Here is an 18663-nt window from a genome sequence, read left to right as displayed (position 1 = left end):
TATGCTTGTCTCCCTACTCAAAAAAACAGGCTTGAAGTTGTCCCTGAACGATCCCCGCTGGGGCAATCGCAAGGACGACGGCAAGAAAGCCCAAGAAGGCAAAAAGCCCGGCGAAGGTCCGCCGGACCTCGATCAGTTGTGGCGCGATTTCAATCAGCGCCTGAACGCCTTTTTCGGACAGAAGAACCGTCCCGACAACGGCGGCAATAACAACGGTGGCGGCAATGGCCCGCGCCCCGACATGAAGGGCGCCGGCATCACCGCCGGCGTCGTTGGCGTGATCGCCGTCTTCATCTGGCTCGCCAGCGGCGCCTTCATCGTGCAAGAGGGCCAGAGCGGCGTGGTGCTGACGTTTGGCCAATACACGCGCACGGCGCCGGCCGGTCTCAACTGGCGCTGGCCGTATCCGTTCCAGACCGATGAAACCGTCAACGTGTCGCAGGTGCGCACGGTGGAAGTGGGTTATCGCACCTCGCTGCGCAACAAGCAGGCCAGCGAGTCGCTGATGCTGACGGATGATGAAAACATCATCGACATCCAGTTCGCGGTGCAGTACACCCTGAAAGATCCCGTGGAATGGCTGTTCAGCCTGCGCGACCAGGAAGACACCTTGCGCCAGGTCGCCGAGACGGCGATCCGCGAAGTGGTCGGCCGCAGCAAGATGGACTTCGTGCTGTATGAAGGCCGCGAAAAAGTGGCTTTTGATACGCAGAAATTGATGCAGCAGATTCTTGAAGATTACAAGGCTGGCGTGTTGATTAACAACGTGACGATGCAGGCCGTGCAGCCGCCGGAGCAGGTGCAAGCCGCCTTCGACGATGCCGTCAAGGCAGGCCAGGACCGTGAACGCCAGAAGAATGAAGGCCAGGCCTACGCCAATGACGTCATTCCTAAAGCCCGCGGCGCAGCATTCCGCCTGGTGCAGGAAGCAGAGGCCTACCGGGCCATGGTGACCGAGAACTCCGAAGGTAACGCGTCGCGCTTCAAGCAGGTGCTGGTCGAGTACCAGAAGGCGCCGGCTGTCACGCGCGACCGCATGTACCTGGAAACGATGCAGCAAGTGTTCAGCAGTGCCAGCAAGGTCATGGTTGACGCCAAGACGGGCAGCAATCTGCTGTATCTGCCGCTCGACAAGTTGATCGCCCAGACGGCTGCCACCGATGCTGCCGCTGCCGCCGCCCGTGCTGCCGCGACACCCGCAGCCAACACCGTTTTGCCACAGGAAGCCATGCCGACAGTAGAAGTCAATCAGCGCCGTGACAGCCGCTCTTCGCGTGAACGGGAGAGCCGCTAATGAACCGTATCGTTGCCGCCCTGATCGCGGGTTTCATCGCGATCATGCTCCTTTCCTCGACCGTGTTCGTGGTCGATCAGCGTAAATACGCCATCGTCTTCGCCCTCGGTGAAGTCAAGGACGAGATCAGCAAGCCAGGCTTGTACTTCAAGCTGCCGCCGCCGTTCCAGAACGTCATCTACCTGGACAAGCGTATCCTGACGCTCGACACGCCGGAACCGGAACGCTTCATCACGGCCGAGAAGAAGAATATCCTCGTCGACGCGTATGTGAAGTGGCGCATCGTCAATCCAAAGACCTATTTCCGCAGCTTCGGCGGCGATGAAAGCCGTGCGCGCAACCGCATGTCGCAAATCGTCAAGGCGGCGCTGAACGATGAAATCACCAAGCGCACGGTGCGCGAAGTGATCTCGGGCGAGCGTGGCAAGGTGATGCAGGCGATCAAGGCCAAGGTGGCGGCCGAGGCCGAGGCCATCGGCGTAGGCATCGTCGACGTGCGCCTGAAGCGCGTCGATTACGTCGAGCAGATCAACAACTCCGTGTACGAGCGCATGAAGTCCGAGCGCGTGCGCGTGGCCAATGAACTGCGTTCGACCGGTTCGGCCGACTCCGAGAAGATCCGCGCCGACGCCGACAAGCAGCGCACGGTGATCCTGGCCGAAGCGTATCGCGAAGCCGAGAAGATCCGCGGCGAGGGCGATGCCAAGGCGTCGCAGGTGTATGCGGAAGCGTTTGGCAAGAATCCGGAGTTCTACAAGTTTTACCGCAGCCTGGAAGCCTACCGCGCCACCTTCAAGGACAAGGGCGACGTGATGGTGGTCGATCCGAGTTCGGAATTCTTCAAGTACTTCAAGGGTAACGGCACGGCCGCTCCGTCCAAGAAGTAAGACAGCATCGCACTGCACCCGGCCGCAAGGACGGGGGCGGCAGCAGCGGGGCCGGCATCGATGCCGGCCCCGTTTTTTTGTGCCCGTCTAGTTGTTGCGGGAAGGCGTAAAATGCGGTGTTTTTAGGGCCGTGCGGCAGCGTTTCGGACAACTTATCCCTAAAGGCCCGTGTTTTCGCGTAAAATATCAGGTTCGGCCTCTTGCCTGGCGCGCCCGCCGCTGCCTCGCATGATGCATTTTTTCAACTTTCTTCCGTATCTCGCTCCCTCATGCCGAATTGGCTTTTGCCCGAAAATATTGCCGATGTTCTGCCGTCGGAAGCGCGCAAGATCGAAGAGCTGCGCCGCCTCATGCTGGATAATTTCCGTCTGTACGGATATGAACTGGTCATGCCGCCGCTGCTCGAGTATCTGGAATCGCTGATGACCGGCGCTGGCAAGGATACCGACCTGCGCACGTTCAAACTGGTCGACCAGCTGTCGGGCCGCATGCTCGGCCTGCGCGCCGACATGACGACGCAAGTGGCGCGCATCGACGCCCACCTGCTCAACCGTGCCACCGTCACCCGCCTGTGCTACGCCGGCAGCGTGCTGCATACCCGTCCGTCGGGCCTGCACGCCACCCGCGAACCGCTGCAGATCGGCGCCGAAATCTATGGCCACGCCGGCCTGGAAGCGGATGCCGAGATCCAGGAACTGGCGCTCGCTTCGCTGGCACTGGCCGGTTTCGACAGCGTGCGCCTGGATCTGTCGCACGTCGGCCTGTTGCGCGCTATCATTGCGCAAGACGCCGCCGCCGGGCGCGACGAAGCTGCGCTGTACGCCTTGCTGCGCGCGAAAGATGCGCCGGGCCTGCGCGCCCTGACTGCCGGTTACGACGCCGTCACGCGCGATGCGCTGCTGGCCTTGCCGAACCTGTACGGCGACATCGACGTGCTGGCGCGTGCGCGCGAAGTGCTGCCGCCGCTGCCGGGCGTGCTCAAGGCGCTGGCCGAACTGGCCGCGCTGGCAGGATCCGCGCTGGGCCGCGCCGAAGTGGCGATCGACCTGGCCGACCTGCGCGGCTACCAATATGAAAGCGGCGCGATGTTTGCGCTGTATGTACCAGGCTTGCCGAACGCGGTTGCGCGCGGCGGCCGTTATGACCACGTCGGCGAAGCGTTCGGCCGGGCACGTCCCGCGACCGGCTTCTCGCTCGATTTGCGCGAACTGGCGCGCCTGTTGCCGACCGCGGAACGGAAGCATTCGATCCGCGCGCCGTGGGGCAGCGCGCCAGAATTGAAGGAAAAAATCGCCGAGTTGCGCAAGGCGGGCGAGGTCGTGATCCAGAGTATGCCGGGTCACAGTAATGAACAAGACGAGTTCGAGTGCGATCGCGTGCTGGTACTTGCCGATAATGGTAGTAGCTGGATTCTTAAAAACTTAGGTTGAGTGATGTCAAAGAAAATTATGGCAAAGAACGTTGTTGTCATCGGCACCCAATGGGGCGATGAAGGTAAAGGCAAGATCGTCGATTGGTTGACCGATCACGCCCAAGGCGTGGTGCGCTTCCAGGGCGGCCACAATGCAGGCCACACGCTGGTCATCGGCGGCGTCAAAACCGCACTGCAGCTGATCCCGTCGGGCATCATGCGTCCAGGCGTCGCCTGCTACATCGGTAACGGCGTGGTCGTTTCCGTGCCGGACGTGCTGCGCGAAATCGACAAGCTCGAAGCGGTCGGCGTCGAAGTTGCCTCGCGCCTGAAAGTGTCGGACGCGGCACCCGTGATCCTGCCTTACCACACCGCGATCGACCTGGCGCGTGAAGCCAAGCGTGGCGATGCGAAGATCGGCACCACCGGCAAGGGCATCGGCCCGGCCTACGAAGACAAAGTGGCGCGCCGCGCGATCCGTATCGCCGACCTGCTCAACGAGAAGCGCTTTGCCGAAAAGCTGGCCGAAAACCTCGATTACCACAACTTCGTGCTGGAAAACTACCTGAAGGCGCCGAAAGTCGATTATCAGAAGACCCTCGACGACGCGCTGGCCTATGTGCCGCGTCTGCGTCCGATGGTCACCGACGTGTCGAGCGCGCTGTACAAGGCGCACAAGGCCGGCGCGAACCTGCTGTTCGAAGGCGCGCAGGGTTCCCTGCTCGACGTTGACCACGGCACCTATCCGTTCGTCACCTCGTCGAACTGCGTGGCCGGCAATGCCGCCGCTGGTTCGGGCGTCGGTCCTGGCATGCTGCACTACATCATGGGCATCACCAAGGCTTACACGACGCGCGTCGGCTCCGGCCCGTTCCCGTCGGAACTGCCAACGGATGCAGGCGTTGGCCACCATCTGGCGCAAGTCGGCCATGAATTCGGCACCGTCACGGGCCGTGCCCGCCGCTGTGGCTGGTTCGACGCCGCCTTGCTGCGCCGCTCCGTGCAGATCAACGGCGTGACGGGCATGTGCCTGACCAAGCTGGACGTGCTCGACGGTATCGAAACGCTGAAACTGTGCACCGGCTACACCATCGACGGCGTGGCCACGGACATCTTCCCATCGGGCGCTGAAGAAGCCGCCCGTTGCGTGCCCGTGTACGAAGAGATGCCGGGCTGGACGGAAAGCACGGTCGGCGCGAAATCGCTGGCGGCCCTGCCTGCAACGGCGCGCGCCTACATCAAGCGCATCGAAGAACTGGTCGGCGTACCGGTGGACATGGTTTCGACCGGTCCGGATCGTGAAGAAACGATCGTGCTGCGCCACCCATTCGAGTAAGCTGCTGGACACAATCCGCCGCAAGGCGGATTTTTTTAATCACGCTAATAATAAGATTTCACTATCATGACTACCCCACAATCGAACGATCAACATCTCTGGGTCAACTGGGAAGAGTACCACCGCCTGATCGAGCGCCTGGCGCTCAAGGTCTACGAATCGGGCTGGAAATTCGACCAGGTATTGTGCCTGGCGCGCGGCGGCGTGCGTCCTGGCGACGTGTTCTCGCGCATTTTTGATTTGCCGCTGGCCATCCTGTCGACCAGCTCCTACCGCGAAGACGCGGGCACGGTGCGCGGCGACCTCGATATTGCCAAGTACATGACCATGACCAAGGGCCCGCTGGCCGGCCGCATCCTGCTGGTCGACGACCTGGCCGATTCGGGCGTCACGCTGGACAAGGTCACGCGTCACCTGAAGGAAAACTTCCCAGACGTGACCGAAGTCAAATCGGCCGTGATCTGGCTCAAGGGCTGCTCCGTCGTGCGTCCCGATTACTTCCTCGACGAACTGCCGCACAATCCGTGGATCCATCAGCCGTTCGAAGACTACGACGGCCTGCGTCCGCACCAGCTGGCGGCGTGGATCAAGAAGGGCGAGGCAGGCAAGTAATTGCGTGCGCGCTTGCAAAAAAAAGACGATCGTGTATCGTCTTTTTTTTCGTCCAAGGAAATGCGATGACCATACTGACGACGGCGCGCCTGCGCCTGGAACCGATCAACGAGAGCCACTACGAGCGCATGCGCACGCTCAACACCGATCCCGAGGTGATGACCTACCTGAACGCGGGCCAGCCCGAGACCGAAGAGGTGACGCGCGCGGCCATCGCGCGCACCATGGGCCGCTGGGTCGAATGGGGCTATTCGTGGTGGGCGCTGATACGCCTCGATGACGGTGAACTGGTGGGCATGGCCTGCCTGCAGCACCTCTCCGGCGACAGGGCCAATCCCCTTGAAATCGGCTGGCGCCTGGCGCGCACGGGCTGGGGGCAGGGCTATGCCAGCGAGGCGGCGGCCGCTATCGTCGCGCATGCGTTCGACGTCGTCGGCGCACCGGAAGTGGTGGCCGTGGCCCATCCCGACAACGCCGCCTCGATCAAGGTCATGACGCGCCTGGGCATGCAATATGTGGGCATGGAACGCCATTACGATATCGACAGCGTCGTCTACCGCCTGGCGCGCCCATGACGGCAGCGCGCAAGCCCCTGAAGCTGGGCTGCAGCTACGGCGTGCGGTTTTCGCCCGATGGCACGCGCCTGGCCGTGCTGGGGCGCGACCTGGTCCTGTGGGACGTGGCGGCACGCCAGAAACTGTGGCGCGGCAAATTCATCGCGCACATGTCGGACCTTGCCTTTTCGCCCGATGGCAGCCGGCTGGCCATCAAGAGCACGACGGGCCAGCTGGCCGTGGTGGAAGCGGCATCGGGGCAACTGCTGCTCAATTTCCAGAACAAGAAGGATGGCGAAGGCGGCGGCCCCGCGTGGTCGCCGTGCGGGCAGTATCTTGCCGACGGCGGCTGGGATGGCCGCCTGCGGGTACGCGACGCGCAGACGGGCGAGCTGCGCTTCACGCAGGAGCATGCGGGCGAGATGCTGCGCGCCATGCACGCCATCGATGGCGGGCGGCGCTTGCTGGTCCTGCACGGCGTCAAATCGGTGGACGAGGGGCAGGTGCAGCCGCCCGACTACTGCAGCGTATGGGACTGGCCCCTGCAGGCGGGCGGCGGGCGCAAGGTGCTGTCGCTGCCAGGACTGAAGTCGTGCGCGCCATCGCCCGACGGAGCGTCCCTGGCTGTGCTGCATCACGCGGGCGGCGAGGAGTTCCTGTCGGTCTATGCGCTGGCCGATGGCCGCCGGCTGGCCACGGTGCCCGTGGAGGCGGGCGGCGGCACGGGAGACGCCTTGCGCTGGCTGCCCGATGGCAGCGCGCTGGGACGCATCGGCAAGGGCAAGCTGCTGTTGTATGGCTGGCCCGGGCTCTGCGTCCTGGCGCAGGAAGAATTTACGTATCCCTGCGCGCTGGACTTTTTGCCCGGCTCGCCATTGTCCGCCATCGGCTCCTGGGAATCCGGCATGCTGATGGAGTTGAACATTCACAAGGAAACCGCATGATCACCTGTTATTTGCGCTACATCATCGACCCGTACAAATTGCGGGAATTCGAAGCCTACGGCAAGCTGTGGATACCGCTGGTCGAGCGCTTCGGCGGCCAGCATCACGGCTACTTCTTGCCGTCGGAAGGGGCCAGCAACGTGGCCCTGGCCATGTTCTCGTTCCCCAGCCTGGCCTTGTACGAGCAGTACCGCAGCGATTCGATGCAGGATGCCGAATGCCAGGCCGCCTTCCGCTATGCCGAGGAGACGCGCTGCATCGTCAGCTACGAGCGCAGTTTTTTCCGCCCCGTGTTTGCCTGAACAGGTTTACTGAACAAGGTCAGTCGCGCTGCGGCGCACCCAGGGGGAAGAGGTGGCGGTACGGACGTGCCTCGTCCACCGCGCGGGCGAACGATGGACGGGCTAGCAAGCGGGTGCGATAGGCGCGCAGCAGGGGCAGCGTGGCGGGAATCGGCTGCGTCCAGTCCGCATAGAACAGCGACGGAGCGGCGGCGCAGTCGGCCAGGGTAAAGTCTTCGCCCGTCGCCCACGTCTTGCCGGCCAGGCGGGTTTCCAGCCAGGCGTAGGCGAGGTCCAGCTTGTTGCCGGCAAACACGCGGCCTTCCTCGGTCTTCGCCGGGTCGCCCGTCAGGGCGGCGCCGACGGCATGCTGCACGGGCGTCATGACGTGCAGGTCGAAATAGCGGTCGAGAAAGCGCACGTCCAGGGCCTGCATGGCGTCGTCCGGCAGCAGGCGCAGCGGGCCGGGATGGGCCAGCTGCAGGTATTCGATGGTGATGCTGGTCTCGGCGACGTTGCGCTCCCCATCCACCAGCAGCGGAAACTTGCGCAGCGGCCAGCGCGCCAGCCACTGCTGCAGGTGCTGCGGCATGTCCGGCGCCAGGCAGCGGAAATCGAACGGTATGGCGTTTTCGTACAGGGCGATGAGCACCTTTTGCGTGTACGAGGAAAAGGGATGGCCGTAGAGGATCAGCGACACGGTGGGATCTCCTGTCAAGGTTGGCAACACGCGCGTGCAGCAACGATAGTGCAATCACCGGATCAATGCAAGCGGTCCGGGCCATGCTGATGTCGGCGCCGTGGCATTGCCCGCTCCCCCAGTGCCAGGCTTTAATCCTCAGCCTGGAATTCGCTGGCCGAGACGAACAGGTCCCACGAGGCGATGAACAGGGCCGCCACCACGGGGCCGATGACGAAGCCGTTCAGGCCAAACAGGGCCATGCCGCCCACGGTCGACAGCAGCACCACGTAGTCGGGCATCTTCGTGTCCTTGCCCACCAGGATAGGGCGCAGCACGTTGTCGACCAGGCCGATGACGAAGACGCCGAAGGCGGCCAGGCCGGCGCCTTGCCAGATGGCGCCCGTGGCCAGGAAGTAGGCTGCCACGGGTGCCCACACGAGGGCGGCGCCGACGGCCGGCAGCAGCGACAGGAAGGCCATCAGCACGGCCCACAGCAGGGGTGCCGGCACGTCGAGGAACCAGAACGCCAGGCCGCCGAGGGCACCCTGGGCGATCGCCACGAGGATGTTGCCTTTCACCGTGGCGCGGATCACCGTGGTGAAATTGGTGAACAGGCGCTGCTTGTACTTGCGGCTCAGCGGCACGGCGTTCTTGATGCGGGCTGACAGGGTCGAGCCATCGCGCATGAGGAAAAACAGCAGGTACAGCATGATGCACAGGCTGGTGAGGAATTCGAAGGTGTACAGGCCCACATTGATGGCTTTGACGGCCACCACCTGGCTTACCTGCGTGGCGCCCTCGGCCAGCTTGTCCTGCAGGCTGGCCAGGCTGGTCAGGTTGAAGCGCTCGAGCAGGTTGATCAGCCATTGCGGCAGCACGGCCATGATTTTATTGAAGAACATGGCGACCGTGATTTCGCCCGAACGCACCATTTCCACGACGCTGGCCGCCTGGTTCACGAGCGATACGGAAATGAGCGACAGCGGCAGGATCACGATGACGATGATCAACAGCAAGGTCAGCAGCGACGCCAGGCCCGCGCGGCCCCGGGTTTTGGCCAGCAGCCAGCGGTACACGGGCGCGAACAGGATCGCCAGGATGACGCCCCAGAAGATGGCGCCCGCATACGGCGCCAATATCCAGCCGAAGCCGATGGTGACGATGCTCAAGAGGAGCAGGAACACTTTCTGGTGCAGCGTGAGGGTAGGCATGGGCGATAGCGCAATGATAAGGGTTGAGTTGCCCCATCATAAGCGAGGCCAAGGGCCGTGCGCCATACAATTGTCGTGCTGCGTGCGCGAGCGCACCCGGCGCGCCGGCGGGCTGGCAACGCGGTGGCGGCAATTCCAGTAAGCTGTCGTTCCAGGCGTTCCATCCCGGGCGCCGTTGACTTCCTTTGACTTCAGGAATCCGCGTGCTTGACCCCATCCATTTTTATGAACCTGCGCAGGGCCACGGCCTGCCGCACGATCCCTTTAACGCCATCGTGGGGCCGCGTCCGATCGGCTGGATCGCCTCGCGCAGCAGTGCGGGCGTGCTCAATCTGGCGCCGTACAGCTTTTTCAACGCCTTCAATTACCATCCGCCGCTGATCGGCTTTTCCAGCATCGGCCGCAAGGATACCTTGCGCAATATCGAACAGACGGGCGAATTCGTGTGGAACCTGGCGACCCGCCCGCTGGCCGAGGCCATGAACGCCAGTTGCGCGCCGGCGCCGCCCGAAGTCGACGAATTCGCGCTGGCCGGCCTGACGCCGGCCGCCTCGCGCATCGTGGACGTGCCGCGCGTGGCCGAAAGCCCCGTGTCCTTCGAATGCCGGCGCACGCAGATCATCGAGCTGCAGGGCGTCAATGGCGACGGTGTCGGCAGCTGGCTGGTGCTGGGGGAAGTGGTGGGCGTGCACATCGCGCGCCATCTGCTGGCCGACGGCGTGTACGACACGGCCGCCGCCGCGCCGATCTTGCGCGGCGGCGGCCCGGCCGATTATTTCGAGATCGGACCGGCCAGCCTGTTCCACATGCGCCGGCCAGCCTGGCCGTAATGCGCCGTCTGGCCAGGCCGTACTGGTTCAATCGGGAACGGGATGGCGCTCCTTGACGATGCCGCGATAGATCAGCCACGTCGCCAGCAGGCTGATGGCGCCGGCGCCCGCCATCCAGTAGCCTGGCGCCGCCTTGTCGCCGGTGCTCTCGATCAGCAGGGTCGACACCAGCGGCGTCAGGCCGCCGAACAGCGCGGTGGCCAGGCTGTAGGCCAGCGAAAAGCCCGTGGTCCGCACGCTGGCCGGGATGATTTCCGTCAGCGCGACGATGGTGGCGCCGTTGTAGCTGCCGTACAGGAAGGACAGCCATAGCTCGACCATCAGCATGTGGTTGAAACTGGGATGGGCGACCAGCCAGGACAGGGACGGGTACGCGGTCAGCACCGTCAGCGCCGCGCACGCGGCCATGATGGGCCAGCGCCCGATGCGGTCGGACAGCGCGCCCATGACGGGCAGCCAGAGGAAGTTCGACAGGCCGATGCACAAGGTGACGAGCAGGCTGTCCTCGGTGCTCAGTTTGAGCACGCTCTTGCCGAAGGTCGGCGTGTAGACGGTGATCAGATAGAACGCCACCGTCGTCAGCACGATCAGCATCGCGCCGCTGACGACCAGCGGCCAGTTGAGGCTGATGGTTTTGAGCATTTGCCGGAACGTCGGATGCGATTTGCGCGTCAGATAGGCCTCGGTCTCCTGCAGCGAACGGCGGATGTAGAACACCACCGGGATGATGGAGCAGCCGATGAAGAACGGGATGCGCCAGCCCCAGTCCGCGATGAATTCCTTGCTCAAGGTTGCGTTGAGATAGTAGCCGAGCGCCGCGGAAAAGATGATGGCGACCTGCTGGCTGGCCGATTGCCAGCTGACGTAATAGCCCTTGTTGCCGGGTGTCGCCATCTCGGACAGGTAGACCGACACGCCGCCCAGCTCCACGCCGGCGGAGAAACCTTGCAGCAAGCGCCCGATCAGCACGAGGAACGGCGCCAGCAAGCCGATGGTGGCATAGCCGGGCACGAAGGCGATCAGCGCCGTGCCGGAAGCCATGATGGCCAGGGTCAGCACCAGTCCCTTGCGCCGGCCGATGCGGTCGATATAGCTGCCGAGGATGATGGCACCCAGCGGCCGCATGAAAAACCCCGCACCGAAGGTGGCGAAGGTCATCATCAGGGCCGCGTATTCGCTGGTGGCGGGGAAGAAGGCCTTGGCAATATACGTCGCATAAAAGCCGAACAGGAAAAAATCGTACATTTCGATGAAGTTCCCGCTCGTCACCCGGATGACGGTGGCGATGCGCGAAGGAGGGCGTGCCTGTGCGCGCGGCGCTGTCGGCTCGGCGAGGGGTGCGGCGGTCGATGGAATGGCCATGGTTTACCTATTGAGGAAAGATGAGTGACGTCGACTAGTGCGTTGCTGTTGCTGGTACCGATGCCGGCTGCAGCCCGGTCGCTTCGATCGCGCCGGCGTTGGCCGGGGCGGCGAGGAAGCGCAGCAAGGCGCGGCCGGCTTCCGGTTCTTTGCCGCCCGGGACCAGCGCCGCCGAAAATTGCGTCATCAACTGCACTTCCGGCGGCAGCAGGCCGACAATGTCGATGCCTTGGACCGGCAGCAGCTCGCTGCGCTGCTGGCAGCCGAAATCGGCCTCGCCATGCGCGATGATTTCGCCGACGGGGGTGGCGGGAATTTTCGCGGCCTTGCCCTGCATCTGCTCCGCGATGTGCAGTGTCTTCATCAGCTGCTTCTCGATGTATTCGCCGCTGGCGCTGTCCGAATAGGCCACCTTGTGCGCCTGCAGGAAAGCGCTGCGCAAGCCCTCGGTGGTGCTGATGTCGGGCTTTGCCGCGCCGTGGCGCACGGCGCAGGCGATCGGCGAATTGGCCAGGACCACCTTGCTGCCGGGGACCAGGCGGCCTTCCTGCATCAGTTTGTCGAGCGCGTCGCCCACCATGATGACGACGTCGATCGGCTCGCCGCGCGCCAGGCGCGCCGGGATCGCATTCCTGGTGGTGCCCATCGACGGACCCCATTCGGACAGCAACTGGTCGCCGCTGGCGCGCTCGTAGGCGGGCGCCAGGTTTTTGTAGGCCTGGGCGAAGCCGCCCGAGCTGACCACGCGGATGTCGGCGGCATGCGCCGCGCCGGCGGCCAGCAGCACCAGCGCCGCGAGCAGCGGGCGCGAGGTTTGCAGCAGAGTATGCCGAGGCATGATGGTTCTCCTGATGTTAAAATTTTTTCATGAGGCCGGGTGTCAAGCCCGTGCCGTGGCGGTTGTTGAGGTGTGTTTCCGTGACGCCGGCAGCGTCGCGCCGCCGGCCGCCGGTAAAAGCGCGAACGTGGAATGGTGTCGCATCATGTCTCCTTTTTCAGTTCAGGCCTTCTTGGCGAGGCTCAGCATTCAGCCCCCATCATCGTTGAAATGGCATAATTTGATAATTGCAATTTTTCCGAGGATTAATGCATGCAGCGCATCAATTACGAGCTTCATGATTTGCAGGCTTTTGTGGCCGTGGCGGAGCGCAACAGCTTTCGCCAGGCTGCGGCGGACCTGTTCCTGTCGCAGCCGGCGCTCAGCCGCCGCATCGAAAAACTCGAGGATGCGCTGGGGGTCAAGCTGTTCGAGCGCACCACACGGCGCGTGCAGCTGACCAATGTGGGGCAGGTGTTCCTGGTAAACGTGCGCGATGCGCTCAACGGCCTGGAAGATGCCGTGCTGGGAGTGGCCGACCTGGCCGCGCACCGCACGGGGACGGTGACATTCGCCTGCGTGCCCTCGGCCGTTTGGCATTTCCTGCCGGACGTGCTCAAGCGCTTCAGCGCGCAGTTTCCGAAAATTCGTGTGCGCGTGCATGACGAAAGCGCGCAGGACGTGCTCAACCTCGTGCTGTCTGGCGAGGCGGATTTCGGCATCAGCTTTACGGGCGCGGAAAATCCGGAGATCCATTTCCAGCCCATCTACGTCGAGACCTACGTGCTGGCGATGCGGGCCGATCACCGGCTGGCCAAGCGCAAGAAGCTGAGCTGGAAGGATACAGTCGACGAACGCTATATCTCGGTGGCCAAGTCGAGCGGCAACCGCAGCGTGCTCGACGCGGCGCTGGCCGGCGTGGAAAAGCATCCGTGGATCTCGTGCGAGATCAACCACGTGTCAGGCATCCTGGCGCTGGTGGAGTCGGGCCTGGGCGTGGCGGCGGTGCCGGGCCTGTCGATTCTGCCGGAGCGGCAAGGCGCGGTGGTCGGCGTGCCGCTCGTCAATCCCGCCGTCAAGCGCACGCTGGGCTTGATCAGCCGGCATCAGCACGCGATGCCGCCCGCGTCTCGCACTCTGTTCGAGATGATGAGCGCGAGCATAGGAAAGCAGGGGCGGCGGGCATGAGCGCTGCAGTGCGGCGCAGGAGAATCGAGGACCCGGACCTTATTTTTGCATGATGGGATCGCGCCCCAGCGTGCGCGCCAGCGCGCCGCCGTCGCCGCGCCAGAATTCGCGGTCGGCCAGGCGCACGCGCTCGGCCGCGTGCTGCATGTGCTCCATGGCCGCCTGGCGCGCCCGCTGCGGGTCGCCGTCGGCGATCGCCTGCACGATCTTTTCATGTTCGCGCCGCACTTCGATGGAAAAGTCCGTGCGCCGCGCTTCATTCGCGCGCGTGACCTTCACGGCCGAGCGGATCGGGTCGGCGAACATGGCGACGAATTTCGGCCAGTAGGGGTTGCCCGTCGCCTCGGCGATGCACAGGTGCAGGCGCACGTCTTCTTCCACGCCGTCGACGCCGGCCGCCACGGCTTCCTCGATGCGGCGCAGCGCGTGTTCGATGTCGGCCAGCTGGCCCGGCGTGCGCCGCACGGCCGCCAGCGCGGCGATTTCCGCTTCCAGTCCCTGGCGCACCTCGATCAGATTCAGCAGCGACTGCACGGACTGCTCCGTCAGCTCGTCGCCCCGTTCGCCCGTCTTCGCGCCATCCTGCGCGCAAACGAACGTGCCGCTGCCCTTGCGCGTGGCGACGATGCCGTCCGCCTGCAGCAGGGCGATGGCTTCGCGCAGCACCGTGCGGCTGACGCCGAAGTGCGTTGCCATCGCTTGCTCGGACGGCAGACGCGTGCCGCCGGCCAGGCCGTCGTTGTGGATTTGCTGGCGCAGCCGTGCCGCCACCCGCGCACCCAGCGTGCCGGTGGTGAAACTGCCCGCGGCGGGCTCCGGCGGGGGAAGGGTAAAGCGGAACGTGCGGTCCATCGGGTGCATCCTTGTGCTAGCGGTTTTTATGCGGGCTTGCCTGCTTGCCATTATATGGAATATACAGCTTGACACACACAAAACACACACATAATATACATCCATACAAATTTTAGACAAGTTGCCAGCCACCTCCGGTGGACCATAAAAACCCGGCACGGTCGATCCCCCAGCGATCAGGAGACAAGCATGGACGTATCACAAGCATTGCCCGGGCAGGCGGCCGGCGTGGCCGCCAGCCAGAAAACCATCGACGACGCCGTCTATCGCAAGGTGACCTGGCGCATCATCCCTTTCCTCATGCTGTGCTACATCGTCGCTTACCTCGACCGTGTGAACGTGGGCTTCGCCAAGCTGCAAATGCTGGCCGACCTGCAGTTTTCCGAAACCGTGTACGGCCTGGGCGCCGGCGTGTTCTTCCTTGGCTACTTCCTGTTCGAAGTGCCCAGCAACGTGATGCTGCACAAGATCGGCGCGCGCGTGTGGATCGCCCGCATCATGATCACCTGGGCCATCATCTCGGGCGCCTTCATGTTCGTCACCACGCCGACCCAGTTCTACGTGATGCGCTTCCTGCTCGGCATCGCCGAGGCGGGCTTCTTCCCCGGCATCATTCTCTATTTGACCTACTGGTATCCGTCCGAGCGCCGCGCGCGCATGGTGTGCACCTTCATGGCCGCCATTCCCGTGGCGGGCCTGATCGGCGGCCCCCTGTCGGGCTGGATCATGGAAACCTTCGCCGGCTGGCACGGCTACGCGGGCTGGCAGTGGATGTTCGTGCTCGAAGCGATACCCGCCGCGCTGATGGGCGTGGCCGTGCTGCTGTACCTCGATAACAGCATCCGCGCCGCGAAGTGGCTGACGGAAGACGAAAAAGTCATCCTCGAGCAGCGCATCGCCACGGAAGCGCAGGGCAAGGTCTCGCATCCGTCGATCCGCGCCATGTTCGCCGACCCGCGCATCTGGGTCATGGCCCTGATTTATTTCTGCTGCGTGATGGGCCAGTATTCGCTGACCTTCTGGCTGCCCAGTCTGATCAAGGCGGCGGGCGTGACGGGCGTGCTCAATATCGGCCTGTTCACGGCGATTCCGTACTCCGTGGCCGTGGCGTCGATGATCCTGCTGGGCCGCAGCTCGGACAAATACCGCGAACGCCGCTGGCACATGGCGATCCCGCTGGTGGTCGGCGCCGCCGCCATCGTCTGCAGCGCGCTGGCCGGCGCCCACAACACGGGCTGGGCCATCTTCTTCCTGACGATCGCCGCCGGCGGTATCCTGGCCGCCTCGCCCATGTTCTGGAGCCTGCCGACGGCTTTCCTCGGCGGCGTCTCGGCCGCCGCGGGCATCGCCGCCATCAATTCGGTGGGCAACCTGGCCGGCTTCGCGGCGCCGTACATGATCGGTTCGATCAAGGATCTGACGCAATCGACCGATATCGCCATCTACCTGCTGGCCGGCATCCTGGTGATCGGCGCGTTCATCATCATGCGCGTGCCGGCCAAGCTGGTGAACAAATAAGACTGGAGTAGCAGATGAACGTAGAAATGAAAAAAGTGGGCGTGATCGGCCTGGGCGCCATGGGCATGGGCATCGCGCAATCGTTGCTGCGCGCGGGCTTTGAAGTGCATGCCTGCGACGTGCGCCCGGAAACCGTGCAAACGCTGGTCGACAAGGGCGCCCATGCGGCGCAATCGCCGGCCGCGCTGGCGGCGCAGGTGCAGGCCTTGCTGATCGTCGTCGTCAATGCGCAGCAGACGGAAGCCGTGCTGTTTGGAGAACACGGTGCGGCCAGCGCCCTGGCGCCGGGCAGCGTCGTCATCGCCTGCGCCACCGCGGCGCCCGAATTTGCCGAAGCGCTCGGTGCTCGCCTGGCGGCCATGGGACTGCGCTTCATCGACGCGCCCATTTCCGGCGGCGCGGCCAAGGCGCAAGCCGGCGAGATGTCGGTGATGGCGGCCGGCGCGCCCGAGGCGTTCGACGCTTGCGCCGGTATTTTCGACGCCATCTGTGCAAAGCTGTACCGCCTGGGCGAGCAGCCGGGGCAGGGCTCGAAAGTCAAGATGATCAACCAGCTGCTGGCCGGCGTGCACATCGCCGCCGCCGCCGAAGCGATGGCGCTGGGTTTGCGCGCCGGCTGCGACGCCGATGCCTTGTACGAAGTCATTTCAAACAGCGCCGGCAGTTCCTGGATGTTCCAGAACCGGGTGCCGCACATTTTGAAGGGCGACTATACGCCGTTATCAAGCGTGAACATTTTCGTGAAAGACCTCGGCATAGTGCTCGATTACGCGAAAAAGAGCGTCTTTCCACTGCCCCTGTCGGCCACGGCGCACCAGATGTTCATGCAGGCGTCGGCCGCTGGCTTTGGCGGCGAGGACGACTCGGCCGTGATTAAAACTTTCCCCGGTATCGATCTGCCGGCGAAAGCGTAACTGAATCAAAAGGAACCATCATGACTGTATTACTGGGATGTATCGCCGACGATTTCACGGGTGGCACCGACCTGGCCGGCATGCTGGTCAAGGCCGGCATGCGCACGGTGCAGCTGATCGGCGTGCCGCAAGGTCCGCCGCCAGCCGACGTCGATGCCGTCGTCATCGCGCTCAAGTCGCGCACGAATGCGCCGGAAGAGGCGGTGGCCGAATCGCTGGTCGCGCTGGCCTGGCTGCAGCAAGCCGGATGCCGCCAGTTCTACTTCAAGTACTGCTCCACGTTCGACTCCACGCCGCGCGGCAATATCGGTCCCGTGGCCGAAGCGCTGATGCGGGCGCTCGACACGGACTTCACGATCGCCTGCCCCGCGTTTCCCGCGAATGGCCGCACCATCTACAAGGGCAACCTCTTCGTCGGTGACGTGCCGCTGGCCGAGTCGGGCATGCGCGACCATCCCCTGACGCCGATGACGGATTCGAATCTGGTGCGCGTGCTGCAGCAGCAGGTGCAGGCCAAGGTGGGCCTGGCCGATTACAGTGTGGTGGAGAAGGGCGCGACCGCCATCTCCCAGCGCTTCACGGACTTGCGCGGCCAGGGCTGCCATTTCGCCGTCGTCGATGCCGTGTCGAACCGCGACCTGGAAGCCATCGGTGCCGCTTGCGCCGACTTGAAACTGATCACGGGCGGTTCCGGCATCGCGTTGGGATTACCGCAGAATTTTCGACAGCGGGGCCAGTTGTCGCCATCGCCTGCGGGCCTGGCGGGGCGCTTGCCGCCGGCCTCCGGATTGCGCGCCGTGATCTCGGGCAGCTGTTCCGTGGCCACGCAGCAGCAGGTGGCGCACCTGCGCGAACTGGCGCCGTCCTTCCACGTCGACCCTTTGTCGCTGGCTGCGGGCGGCGAGGTGGTGGACGTCGTGGTGGCGCAGGCGCTGGCCTGGGCGAATCAACACCTGGCGCAAGGCCCCATTTTGATCTATGCCACGGCCACGCCGGATACGGTACGCGCCGTGCAGGCGCAGCTGGGCGTGGAGCGTGCCGGCGCCCTCGTCGAGGAAGCCCTGGCCGCCATCGCGCAGGGACTGGTGCGCCTCGGCGTGGGCCAGTTGATCGTCGCCGGCGGCGAAACCTCGGGCGCCGTGGTGAAAGCGCTGGGCATTGCCGGCTTGCGCATCGGCCCCGAAATCGACCCCGGCGTGCCCTGGACGCTAGCCTTGCCAGCGCCGGGCGACGAAGGCAGGGCACCGTTGGCGCTGGCCCTCAAGTCCGGCAATTTCGGCACCGTGGATTTCTTCAGCAAGGCCTGGCAGGTGCTGGCATGAGCGCCACGGAATCGCGCCAGCGCGAGCTGATCGTCGACTTCGGCAAGTCGCTGTTCGAAAGGGGCTTGACGGCCGGCAGCAGCGGCAACCTGAGCGTGCGCCTGTCCGACGGCTGGCTGCTCACGCCGACGAATGCCAGCCTGGGCCGGCTCGATCCCGCGCAGCTGTCCAAGCTCGATTGGGATGGCAAGCTGATCAGCGGAGCGCCGCCGTCCAAGGAGGCGTTCCTGCACCGCGCCATGTACGCAGAGCGGAGCAGCGCGGGCGCCATCGTGCACCTGCACTCGACGCATTCGGCTGCCGTGTCGTGCATGTGCGGCTTGAACCATGACGACTGCATCCCGCCGCTCACGCCATACTTTGTGATGAAGGTGGGGCGCTTGCCCCTGGTACCGTATCACCGTCCGGGCGACCCGGCGCTGGCGGGCGCGATCGGCGCCATGGCGCGCAAGCACTCGGCCGTGCTGCTGGCCAATCACGGTCCCGTCGTATCGGGCACCAGCCTGGAAGCGGCCGTGTATGCGGCCGAGGAACTGGAAGAGACGGCCAAGCTGTTCCTGCTGCTGCGCGACGTGCCCACGCGCCCGCTCGACGCGGCGCAGATCGCGGACCTGAAGCACACATTCAAACTCGACATATAAGATTCAA

At 64.3% G+C, this 18663-nt stretch carries 19 protein-coding genes; 14 read left to right on the top strand and 5 right to left on the bottom strand.

The window, feature by feature from the left end:
• The first annotated feature begins 1 nt into the window (after position 1).
• From hflK to AC1Q6X_RS01570, 8 genes are all read left to right on the top strand, one after another.
• Positions 2-1294, top strand: a complete 1293-nt coding sequence (hflK, locus tag AC1Q6X_RS01605) for an FtsH protease activity modulator HflK (protein WP_121670114.1) — start codon at positions 2-4, stop codon at positions 1292-1294.
• Positions 1294-2181: a protease modulator HflC gene (hflC, locus tag AC1Q6X_RS01600; RefSeq protein ID WP_070221917.1), complete on the top strand. Its 888-nt coding sequence runs from the start codon at positions 1294-1296 to the stop codon at positions 2179-2181. The genes hflK and hflC overlap by 1 nt, the downstream gene beginning before the upstream one ends.
• Positions 2182-2450: 269 nt before the next feature.
• Positions 2451-3611 carry an ATP phosphoribosyltransferase regulatory subunit gene (locus AC1Q6X_RS01595; protein ID WP_070221919.1) on the top strand — a complete coding sequence of 387 codons (1161 nt, stop codon included), beginning with the start codon at positions 2451-2453 and terminating at the stop codon, positions 3609-3611.
• A 3-nt stretch (positions 3612-3614) separates the two neighbouring features.
• On the top strand, positions 3615-4928 hold the full coding sequence (locus AC1Q6X_RS01590; RefSeq protein WP_034752021.1) for an adenylosuccinate synthase: 1314 nt from the start codon (positions 3615-3617) through the stop codon (positions 4926-4928).
• Positions 4929-4994: 66 nt separating this feature from the next.
• Positions 4995-5540 (top strand): phosphoribosyltransferase, encoded by a 546-nt coding sequence (locus tag AC1Q6X_RS01585; protein WP_034752020.1) that lies wholly within the window; start codon positions 4995-4997, stop codon positions 5538-5540.
• 65 nt (positions 5541-5605) lie between these two features.
• The gene (locus AC1Q6X_RS01580) at positions 5606-6115 is read left to right on the top strand and encodes a GNAT family N-acetyltransferase (protein WP_070221921.1); all 510 of its coding nucleotides are present in this window, start codon (positions 5606-5608) and stop codon (positions 6113-6115) included.
• Entirely contained in the window at positions 6112-7038 is a 927-nt protein-coding gene (locus AC1Q6X_RS01575) for a WD40 repeat domain-containing protein (RefSeq protein ID WP_492494703.1), read from the top strand. The genes AC1Q6X_RS01580 and AC1Q6X_RS01575 overlap by 4 nt, the downstream gene beginning before the upstream one ends.
• Complete coding sequence (locus AC1Q6X_RS01570) at positions 7035-7340, top strand: NIPSNAP family protein (protein WP_034752016.1); 306 nt, start codon at positions 7035-7037, stop codon at positions 7338-7340. Before AC1Q6X_RS01575 ends, AC1Q6X_RS01570 begins: the two co-directional genes overlap by 4 nt.
• Before the next feature lie 19 nt (positions 7341-7359).
• Here the strand turns inward: AC1Q6X_RS01570 and AC1Q6X_RS01565 are convergent, their stop codons facing one another.
• Complete coding sequence (locus AC1Q6X_RS01565) at positions 7360-8019, bottom strand: glutathione S-transferase family protein (protein ID WP_492494701.1); 660 nt, start codon at positions 8017-8019, stop codon at positions 7360-7362.
• Positions 8020-8150: 131 nt separating this feature from the next.
• Positions 8151-9212 (bottom strand): AI-2E family transporter, encoded by a 1062-nt coding sequence (locus AC1Q6X_RS01560; protein ID WP_070292228.1) that lies wholly within the window; start codon positions 9210-9212, stop codon positions 8151-8153.
• A 203-nt stretch (positions 9213-9415) separates the two neighbouring features.
• Here AC1Q6X_RS01560 and AC1Q6X_RS01555 point away from each other — a divergent pair, with 203 nt between their 5' ends.
• Positions 9416-10042, top strand: a complete 627-nt coding sequence (locus AC1Q6X_RS01555; protein WP_070221929.1) for a flavin reductase family protein — start codon at positions 9416-9418, stop codon at positions 10040-10042.
• A 27-nt stretch (positions 10043-10069) separates the two neighbouring features.
• On the opposite strand, the gene AC1Q6X_RS01550 is transcribed toward AC1Q6X_RS01555, so the two are convergent.
• Together AC1Q6X_RS01550 and AC1Q6X_RS01545 are read right to left on the bottom strand one after the other, a co-directional pair.
• Positions 10070-11404: an MFS transporter gene (locus AC1Q6X_RS01550; protein ID WP_492494698.1), complete on the bottom strand. Its 1335-nt coding sequence runs from the start codon at positions 11402-11404 to the stop codon at positions 10070-10072.
• A gap of 34 nt (positions 11405-11438) precedes the next feature.
• Positions 11439-12242, bottom strand: coding sequence for a substrate-binding domain-containing protein (locus AC1Q6X_RS01545; protein WP_099411639.1), 804 nt, complete (start codon positions 12240-12242; stop codon positions 11439-11441).
• 252 nt (positions 12243-12494) lie between these two features.
• On the opposite strand from AC1Q6X_RS01545, the gene AC1Q6X_RS01540 reads away from it, so the two are divergent.
• Positions 12495-13409 carry a LysR family transcriptional regulator gene (locus AC1Q6X_RS01540; protein ID WP_099411638.1) on the top strand — a complete coding sequence of 305 codons (915 nt, stop codon included), beginning with the start codon at positions 12495-12497 and terminating at the stop codon, positions 13407-13409.
• 39 nt (positions 13410-13448) lie between these two features.
• On the opposite strand, the gene AC1Q6X_RS01535 is transcribed toward AC1Q6X_RS01540, so the two are convergent.
• Positions 13449-14261, bottom strand: a complete 813-nt coding sequence (locus AC1Q6X_RS01535; RefSeq protein ID WP_070310460.1) for a FadR/GntR family transcriptional regulator — start codon at positions 14259-14261, stop codon at positions 13449-13451.
• A 189-nt stretch (positions 14262-14450) separates the two neighbouring features.
• On the opposite strand from AC1Q6X_RS01535, the gene AC1Q6X_RS01530 reads away from it, so the two are divergent.
• The 4 genes from AC1Q6X_RS01530 to otnC are packed head-to-tail and all read left to right on the top strand — an operon-like array spanning position 14451 to position 18656.
• Positions 14451-15779 (top strand): MFS transporter, encoded by a 1329-nt coding sequence (locus tag AC1Q6X_RS01530; protein WP_409028163.1) that lies wholly within the window; start codon positions 14451-14453, stop codon positions 15777-15779.
• A gap of 14 nt (positions 15780-15793) precedes the next feature.
• A complete protein-coding gene (gene ltnD / locus AC1Q6X_RS01525; protein WP_492494695.1) occupies positions 15794-16693 on the top strand; it encodes an L-threonate dehydrogenase in 900 nt (299 codons plus the stop codon).
• A 20-nt stretch (positions 16694-16713) separates the two neighbouring features.
• Positions 16714-18015, top strand: coding sequence for a 3-oxo-tetronate kinase (gene otnK, locus AC1Q6X_RS01520; RefSeq protein WP_492494693.1), 1302 nt, complete (start codon positions 16714-16716; stop codon positions 18013-18015).
• Complete coding sequence (gene otnC / locus AC1Q6X_RS01515; RefSeq protein WP_492494691.1) at positions 18012-18656, top strand: 3-oxo-tetronate 4-phosphate decarboxylase; 645 nt, start codon at positions 18012-18014, stop codon at positions 18654-18656. The genes otnK and otnC overlap by 4 nt, the downstream gene beginning before the upstream one ends.
• Positions 18657-18663 lie beyond the last annotated feature (7 nt).

The organism is Janthinobacterium sp. GW823-FHT06H09, from assembly GCF_058794735.1.
The sequence above is the reverse complement of the archived record's forward strand: the minus strand, read 5'-3'. Positions and strand labels throughout refer to the sequence as shown.

What these genes read in the sequence shown, in the direction of transcription:
- hflK (WP_121670114.1), top strand. Translation starts at nt 2, where the DNA reads ATGCTTGTCTCCCTACTCAAAAAAACAGGCTTGAAGTTGTCCCTGAAC.
- hflC (WP_070221917.1), top strand. Translation starts at nt 1,294, where the DNA reads ATGAACCGTATCGTTGCCGCCCTGATCGCGGGTTTCATCGCGATCATG.
- AC1Q6X_RS01595 (WP_070221919.1), top strand. Translation starts at nt 2,451, where the DNA reads ATGCCGAATTGGCTTTTGCCCGAAAATATTGCCGATGTTCTGCCGTCG.
- AC1Q6X_RS01590 (WP_034752021.1), top strand. Translation starts at nt 3,615, where the DNA reads ATGTCAAAGAAAATTATGGCAAAGAACGTTGTTGTCATCGGCACCCAA.
- AC1Q6X_RS01585 (WP_034752020.1), top strand. Translation starts at nt 4,995, where the DNA reads ATGACTACCCCACAATCGAACGATCAACATCTCTGGGTCAACTGGGAA.
- AC1Q6X_RS01580 (WP_070221921.1), top strand. Translation starts at nt 5,606, where the DNA reads ATGACCATACTGACGACGGCGCGCCTGCGCCTGGAACCGATCAACGAG.
- AC1Q6X_RS01575 (WP_492494703.1), top strand. Translation starts at nt 6,112, where the DNA reads ATGACGGCAGCGCGCAAGCCCCTGAAGCTGGGCTGCAGCTACGGCGTG.
- AC1Q6X_RS01570 (WP_034752016.1), top strand. Translation starts at nt 7,035, where the DNA reads ATGATCACCTGTTATTTGCGCTACATCATCGACCCGTACAAATTGCGG.
- AC1Q6X_RS01560 (WP_070292228.1), bottom strand. Translation starts at nt 9,212, where the DNA reads ATGCCTACCCTCACGCTGCACCAGAAAGTGTTCCTGCTCCTCTTGAGC.
- AC1Q6X_RS01550 (WP_492494698.1), bottom strand. Translation starts at nt 11,404, where the DNA reads ATGGCCATTCCATCGACCGCCGCACCCCTCGCCGAGCCGACAGCGCCG.
- AC1Q6X_RS01545 (WP_099411639.1), bottom strand. Translation starts at nt 12,242, where the DNA reads ATGCCTCGGCATACTCTGCTGCAAACCTCGCGCCCGCTGCTCGCGGCG.
- AC1Q6X_RS01540 (WP_099411638.1), top strand. Translation starts at nt 12,495, where the DNA reads ATGCAGCGCATCAATTACGAGCTTCATGATTTGCAGGCTTTTGTGGCC.
- AC1Q6X_RS01535 (WP_070310460.1), bottom strand. Translation starts at nt 14,261, where the DNA reads ATGGACCGCACGTTCCGCTTTACCCTTCCCCCGCCGGAGCCCGCCGCG.
- AC1Q6X_RS01530 (WP_409028163.1), top strand. Translation starts at nt 14,451, where the DNA reads ATGGACGTATCACAAGCATTGCCCGGGCAGGCGGCCGGCGTGGCCGCC.
- ltnD (WP_492494695.1), top strand. Translation starts at nt 15,794, where the DNA reads ATGAACGTAGAAATGAAAAAAGTGGGCGTGATCGGCCTGGGCGCCATG.
- otnK (WP_492494693.1), top strand. Translation starts at nt 16,714, where the DNA reads ATGACTGTATTACTGGGATGTATCGCCGACGATTTCACGGGTGGCACC.
- otnC (WP_492494691.1), top strand. Translation starts at nt 18,012, where the DNA reads ATGAGCGCCACGGAATCGCGCCAGCGCGAGCTGATCGTCGACTTCGGC.